6 protein-coding genes and 1 tRNA gene are annotated in these 4,481 nt (G+C 62.2%); 4 read left to right on the top strand and 3 right to left on the bottom strand.

The genetic code is table 11. The features are described from left to right. Positions 1–65 precede the first annotated feature (65 nt). The 3 genes from M0954_RS10335 to M0954_RS10325 all read left to right on the top strand — a co-directional run bounded on the left by M0954_RS10335 (position 66) and on the right by M0954_RS10325 (position 1,153). Positions 66–141: transfer RNA gene (locus M0954_RS10335), tRNA-Lys, on the top strand. A gap of 291 nt (positions 142–432) precedes the next feature. Continuing rightward, the gene (locus M0954_RS10330; RefSeq protein WP_122153058.1) at positions 433–711 is read left to right on the top strand and encodes a hypothetical protein; all 279 of its coding nucleotides are present in this window, start codon (positions 433–435) and stop codon (positions 709–711) included. A 37-nt stretch (positions 712–748) separates the two neighbouring features. Next, complete coding sequence (locus tag M0954_RS10325) at positions 749–1,153, top strand: DUF2471 domain-containing protein (RefSeq protein WP_297353035.1); 405 nt, start codon at positions 749–751, stop codon at positions 1,151–1,153. A 125-nt stretch (positions 1,154–1,278) separates the two neighbouring features. Here the strand turns inward: M0954_RS10325 and dbpA are convergent, their stop codons facing one another. The 3 genes from dbpA to cadR form a co-directional block, all read right to left on the bottom strand. Next, positions 1,279–2,691 (bottom strand): ATP-dependent RNA helicase DbpA, encoded by a 1,413-nt coding sequence (dbpA, locus tag M0954_RS10320; RefSeq protein ID WP_297353033.1) that lies wholly within the window; start codon positions 2,689–2,691, stop codon positions 1,279–1,281. Positions 2,692–2,712: 21 nt separating this feature from the next. Further along, positions 2,713–2,898: a hypothetical protein gene (locus M0954_RS10315; RefSeq protein WP_074263018.1), complete on the bottom strand. Its 186-nt coding sequence runs from the start codon at positions 2,896–2,898 to the stop codon at positions 2,713–2,715. 95 nt (positions 2,899–2,993) lie between these two features. Continuing rightward, complete coding sequence (cadR, locus tag M0954_RS10310; RefSeq protein WP_122153054.1) at positions 2,994–3,425, bottom strand: Cd(II)/Pb(II)-responsive transcriptional regulator; 432 nt, start codon at positions 3,423–3,425, stop codon at positions 2,994–2,996. 79 nt (positions 3,426–3,504) lie between these two features. On the opposite strand from cadR, the gene M0954_RS10305 reads away from it, so the two are divergent. Further along, positions 3,505–4,481, top strand: a 977-nt coding sequence (locus M0954_RS10305; RefSeq protein WP_297353030.1) for a cation transporter, incomplete at its 3' end; no start/stop codon positions are given.

The following is a 4,481-nucleotide window of genomic DNA, read 5'->3' as shown; positions in this document are numbered from 1 at the left end:
TTAAGAAATCTGCTAAAGGGGTCTTGGCAACTTAAAAAAAGTCCTTCATAATTAGCAGTCTGTTGGGGGCGTTAGCTCAGTTGGTAGAGCAGCGGACTCTTAATCCGTAGGTCGAGTGTTCGAGTCACTCACGCCCCACCAAAGAATTCAAGCAAAAAGCCCGGTCCTCGTGACCGGGCTTTTTGCTTTCCGGGATTCGTCTTGGCACTGCGTATCCACATCCCTCGGGCGCAACTTCACGACAACGTGCTCCAAGGCAATCTACTACAGGCTTGTTGCTGACAGCCTTCCGCCTCGCCTAAAACCCTGCTCACCCAGCCCTCGCCAAAACGCGGCGTCCCGATCGGATCAACTCGCCCGCCTCAATCCCCTTGCATCTTCCCAGAATACTGTATAAATTCACAGTGTGTATGTTCATACAGGGGTAGAGCAATGAACCAGCTTATCCGCATCCTGAACGACGACGACCGCGAGACACTCGCCTGGCTGTGCAAGCATGCCGGCGACGCTCGCGTGGCTGCTGCCGCACGACATCTGGGAGGCAACGGAAAACCGTATCTGTCCGCGGTGTGCCGCTACCTCGGCGTACGTCCGCCCATGCCACGCCAGCACTTTCGCCCTATCGAAGACTGCACGGTCGGCGACACCCATCTCGCCCAGATCCGCCAGTTGCTCGCGCAGCGCTGCCTGCCCCAATCGAAGCACCTTTGAAGCAACGCACCGCCCACGCTCTAAGGAAAATAAGACTATGGCCAACGCTACGGCCTTCGATGAAGATGTAAGAGACATCGATCCCATTGCCCTCGAACGCGCGCTCCGCAGCGCATCGCTCGACCTTCAGCAGGTCATTGTCACGGTCGCGAAGCGTCATCTGAATAGCGGCCGTCGCGCCTATCCGATCGGCGGTGGGTTGCCGACGTGGCGCACCCTGCAGACGATCGACGAACAGGTGTTCGAGAATCCCGGCTTCCGGGCGAGGAATAAAGAGCACGTCAGGAAGATGTTCGTCCGCTTCGGCGACAGCCGTCTGTCCGGCTCTGATCTTGACGAGCCCGTCGACTGGAGACGCGACGATGACGACCTGCCGGTGGTTTATCTAACGGTCCGTTCGCTGATCCAGTCCGATTCGACAGACGGCGGTGGGTCGGACTAAGGGGAGCGGAAAACAAGTTTCGTAGCGCGGATCACGTTGCGCAGAGCAACTGATCCGTTTCGCTTCGGCGTGGCGTCGATGAAACCTGTGCGGCTGCGCCCGCCCGGGCACAGCCTTCGCGATGCTTACTCGTCCATCATCCGGACTTTGACCTTCTTGCCCTTCACCTTGCCGGCGCTGAGCTTGCGCAACGCGTCACGCGCGATGCTGCGTTCTACGGCAACGTAAGTCGAGAACTCCGTCACGTTGATCTTGCCGATCTGCGAGCCGGCGAAACCCGCTTCGCCAGTCAGCGCGCCGAGCACGTCGCCCGGGCGAATCTTTTCCTTGCGGCCGCCGAGAATCTGCAGCGTTTCCATTGGCGGCAACAGGCGCTCGTTGCTGGTCGAAGTCAGCTCCGATAGCCGATGCCACTCCACCTCACGCCCCTGCGCCTGCTCAAGACTGCCGACACGGCCCATCTCGTTCATGCTCGCGAGACTGAGCGCCCAGCCCTCCTGATCGGCGCGGCCCGTACGGCCGATGCGGTGTACGTGCACCTCAGGATCCGGCGTCACATCGACGTTGATCACCGCCTCAAGCTGCGCGATGTCCAGCCCACGGGCGGCAACGTCAGTCGCCACCAGTACCGAGCAGCTCCGATTCGCGAACTGGATCAGCACCTGATCCCGCTCGCGCTGATCGAGTTCGCCGTGGAGCGCGAGCGCATGAAAACCCTGCGCACGCAGCACGTCGAGCAGATCGCGACATTGCTGCTTGGTATTGCAGAACGCCAGCGAGCTCACCGGGCGGTAGTGATTCAGCAGCAACCCGACCGCGTGCAGGCGGCCGTCTTCCGTCACTTCGTAGAAGCGCTGACGAATCTTGCTGTTGTCATGCCGTTCTTCGAGCTTCACTTCCTTAGGATTGCGCAGGAATTGCTGGCTCAGCTTGACGATGCCATCAGGGTACGTCGCCGAGAACAGCAGCGTCTGCCGCTCCTTCGGGCACTGACGCACGACGGTCGCGATATCGTCGAAGAAGCCCATGTCGAGCATGCGGTCGGCTTCGTCAAGCACCAGCGTGTTCAGCGCGCCGAGCGCGAGACTGCCACGCTCGAGGTGATCCATGATGCGGCCCGGCGTGCCAACGACGATATGCGCGCCTTGTTCCAGGCTCGCGGTTTGCGGACGCATCGGCGTGCCGCCGCACAGCGTCAGCACCTTGATGTTCTGTTCGGCGCGCGCGAGGCGGCGGATTTCCTGCGTAACCTGATCGGCCAGTTCGCGCGTCGGGCACAGCACCATGGCCTGCACGTCGAAGTTGCGCGCGTCGAGGCGCGCCAGCAGTGCGAGCGAAAACGCCGCGGTCTTGCCGCTACCGGTTTTCGCCTGGGCGATCAGATCGTGGCCAGCCAGCGCGATCGGCAGGCTCGCAGCCTGGATCGGCGTCATCTCGACGTAGCCGAGCTGCGTGAGATTGGCGAGCATCGCCGGCGCCAGCGGCAGCAGGTTAAAGGGAGCGCCCGGGGGCGCGGTGGCGGTCGTGAGACTGTTCATGTGTCGAAGGCTCGGCTGGGCTTACTGGAGGGGACGGCCATCGATCTGCTCGTAGACCACCGAGCCATCGTCCGCGTCGAAGCGCTCGACGTAATTGCGTGCGCCGCACATCGGGCAGCGGAACAGGAGCCCTTGGCCCTCGTTCTTGATGACAACGTCTGCCTGCTCCCACCGCGCTTCGCAGGACTGGTTTCTACACTTGAACACGTTGATTCTCCAACTTCGATTCGTTTAACGGTGCGGCCCTGCAGCAGGCGTCGCGCGTGCTGCAGGGCAATAGGTCCGAGCGGGTCAGCGCCCGCTCAACCCAGATGGGTATGCCGGGAACGGGGGGCGCTCACTTCCATGTCGGTGAGCCCGTGGACGATGCCGCAATCCTCGACAGCCTGTTCGGTCTGGCATTGCTCGCGCAGCGACGTCAATTGCGCCTTGAGTTGCTTGAGCTCGTCGATCCGCGTATCGACATGCGTAATGTGCTCGTCGATCAGCGTGTTGATCGCGCCACAGCCGTCGGCCGGGGTGTCGGTCAGGCGCAGCAGGGCGCGGATCTCGTCGTGAGTCATGTCGAGCGCGCGGCAGTTGCGGATGAAACGCAGGCGTTCGACATGGCGCGCCGCGTAGCTGCGGTAATTCGCTTCGGTGCGGTCCGCTTCGGGTAACAGGCCCTCTTTTTCGTAAAAGCGGATGGTTTCGGTGGTGCAGTGGGCAATCTTCGCGAGTTCGCCGATTTTCATGGAGCCTCCGGATTGCGTCCTTGACCTTGTAGTGGCTTCAAGGTGTTTACTAGACCACAAATTCAGCCAGGAAGCCACCATGCCTAACGCCAGCCACGCAGAAACGCATCGTCACGAGCACGGGGAGTCGTGCGCTCACGCCCATTCGGAGCGGGTTTCGTCGCATGAACATGATGATGCTGATGTGGCCATCGTCCAGGAGGATGAGCACGTGCATTCCCGCGATAACGACTACACCGACGCCTGCTGCTCCATCCCTCCCGTCGTACTCGCCACGCTCGCTGGAACCGAAACCATCGGCGCTAGCGTGCGCACCTCGATCCGCATCATGCAGATGGATTGCCCGACCGAAGAGGCATTGATCCGCAAGAAGCTGGGCCGCATGCCCTATGTCCGCAGCCTCGACTTCAACCTGATGCAGCGCGTGCTCACGGTCGTGCATGCCCCCGAGGCGCTCGGCTCGATTCTGGCGAGCCTGCGCTCGCTCGATTTCGACCCTCAACTGGCCGACGCTACCGCCCCGCTGACCAACCCACCGATCGCGCCGCACAAGCCCTGGTGGCCGCTGGCACTCGCCGGAGCTGCGGCCGTGGGCTCGGAAGCGGTTAGCTGGCTCGGCGCGCCTGTGTGGCTCGCGGCGGGGCTGGCGATCGTCGCGGTGCTGTCCTGCGGCCTCACCACCTACAAGAAAGGCTGGCTCGCCATCCGCAACGGCAACCTCAACATCAACGCGCTGATGAGCATCGCAGTCACCGGCGCGCTGGTCCTGCGGCAGTGGCCAGAAGCGGCGATGGTGATGGTGCTGTTCACGATTGCTGAACTGATCGAAGCCAAATCGCTCGACCGAGCCCGCAACGCGATCAAGGGCCTCATGCAACTGACGCCCGAAGAAGCCTCCGTCCAGCAGTCCGACGGCAGTTGGCGCGCTGTCGACATCAAATCGGGCACACGGGGCGACATCGTGCGTGTGAAGCCAGGTGAGCGCATTGGACTTGATGGCGAGATCGTCGCAGGCCGCTCGAGCGTGAACCAGGCGCCGATCACCGGCGAAAGCCT

The organism is Paraburkholderia sp., assembly GCF_026225065.1.
Classification (GTDB): domain Bacteria; phylum Pseudomonadota; class Gammaproteobacteria; order Burkholderiales; family Burkholderiaceae; genus Paraburkholderia.
The sequence above is the reverse complement of the archived record's forward strand: the minus strand, read 5'-3'. Positions and strand labels throughout refer to the sequence as shown.

Bases quoted from the DNA above. Each gene is read 5' to 3' on its own strand.
- M0954_RS10330 (WP_122153058.1), top strand. From the start codon at position 433: ATGAACCAGCTTATCCGCATCCTGAACGACGACGACCGCGAGACACTC.
- M0954_RS10325 (WP_297353035.1), top strand. From the start codon at position 749: ATGGCCAACGCTACGGCCTTCGATGAAGATGTAAGAGACATCGATCCC.
- dbpA (WP_297353033.1), bottom strand. From the start codon at position 2,691: ATGAACAGTCTCACGACCGCCACCGCGCCCCCGGGCGCTCCCTTTAAC.
- cadR (WP_122153054.1), bottom strand. From the start codon at position 3,425: ATGAAAATCGGCGAACTCGCGAAGATTGCCCACTGCACCACCGAAACC.